Origin of the sequence: Sphingomonas xinjiangensis (assembly GCF_014199255.1) — a bacterium.
In the GTDB taxonomy this organism is placed as follows: domain Bacteria; phylum Pseudomonadota; class Alphaproteobacteria; order Sphingomonadales; family Sphingomonadaceae; genus Sphingomonas; species Sphingomonas xinjiangensis.
Genome location: NZ_JACIJF010000064.1, coordinates 1 through 1,218, shown reverse-complemented (window position 1 = coordinate 1,218; position 1,218 = coordinate 1). Strand labels below are relative to the sequence as shown.

The window sequence follows — 1,218 nt, the reverse complement described above, 5'->3', positions numbered from 1 at the left end:
TGGTGGGAAGCGGCCCGGCAACTTCTGGGCTGAGATTGCTATAGACTGCCCTGACGGCTTGTGTGCGTGATGGGGCGGGCTTATCGTCGCCACATGTTCGCGAACGGCCGCCATAACCAGATCGGTGCAGCAGACCTGTTCGCGCGTGCGTCCGCACCTCCACCGCCTGAAGGGACTGAGCGGATCGGCCGCGTCGGCGCACCGCAGCCACCGACGTCGATCCACGCCGGCTGAATGCCGGTGCACTGCCCGCGCTCAAAGTGCGGGCCTCACGACGTTTCATCAGGTGAAATCCAATGTTCAATCGTTATGCGTCGGCGCTCCTGCCGACCACGGCGTTCGTCCTGTTGTGGAGCAGCGGCGCGATCGTGTCCGAGATCGGCCTGCGGCACGGCTCTCCATTTGCCCTTCTTGTCCTCCGCTACGGGATCGCACTCGCGATCTTGATTGGCGTCGCGGCTTGGAATGGTACGCTGGTGCCGGAGCGCGGCACCCGGCTCCGCAATGCCCTGATCGGCTTCCTCATCGCCGGCCTCTACTCTGCTTGCTACCTCCTGGCTCTTGATAACGGGATCACACCGGGAGCGCTGGCGACCCTGCTCGGCGTGCAGCCGATCCTCACGATCTTTCTGACTGAAAAGCGTGTGACGGTGCCGCGCCTCCTCGGTCTCGTATTTGCCCTCGTCGGTCTTTCGCTGGTCGTTTCGGATGGGCTCATGTCGATGCAGTTCGACCTGCTTGGGCTGGCGTTCGCCGCGCTCTCGCTGCTCGGCATCACCGCAGGCTCGATCCTTCAGAAGCGTGAGAAGCAGGCACCGTGGGTGGTGCTGCCGACACAATACGCAGTCGGCCTTGCGTTCGCCGGTGCGGTATCACCTTTCGGTGCATTTTACGGCTCGTGGGACGCAGGGTTCGTGGTGCCGGTCCTATGGCTCGCCATCGTGATCTCAGTCGGCACCACGTTCCTCTTCTACAAGCTCATTGCGCGCGGGAATCTGGTGAACGTCACCAGCCTCTTTTACCTCGTTCCCGGCGTCACAGCCGCAATGGACTGGGCGATCCTGGGTAATCCGATGTCAGCGCTCATGCTTATTGGTCTCGGCATGGTGGTCGCCGGCCTATTGATCGTCTTCCGCTACAAGGCCGGATAGGAGCTGGGCCGCACCGAACGACGGCTATTGGCGGCTCGTTTGCGGGCCGCCAATGACCAAAACTGGG

General features: G+C 62.7%; 2 protein-coding genes. Both read left to right on the top strand.

Going from position 1 to position 1,218, the window contains the following annotated elements; genetic code table 11:
- Nucleotides 1–69: 69 nt before the first annotated feature.
- The gene (locus FHT02_RS21290) at nucleotides 70–234 is read left to right on the top strand and encodes a hypothetical protein (protein ID WP_184092263.1); all 165 of its coding nucleotides are present in this window, start codon (nucleotides 70–72) and stop codon (nucleotides 232–234) included.
- Nucleotides 235–296: 62 nt separating this feature from the next.
- A complete protein-coding gene (locus FHT02_RS21285; RefSeq protein WP_184092262.1) occupies nucleotides 297–1,151 on the top strand; it encodes a DMT family transporter in 855 nt (284 codons plus the stop codon).
- The last annotated feature ends 67 nt before the right edge of the window (nucleotides 1,152–1,218 follow it).

What these genes read in the sequence shown, in the direction of transcription:
- FHT02_RS21290 (WP_184092263.1), top strand. Translation starts at nt 70, where the DNA reads ATGGGGCGGGCTTATCGTCGCCACATGTTCGCGAACGGCCGCCATAAC.
- FHT02_RS21285 (WP_184092262.1), top strand. Translation starts at nt 297, where the DNA reads ATGTTCAATCGTTATGCGTCGGCGCTCCTGCCGACCACGGCGTTCGTC.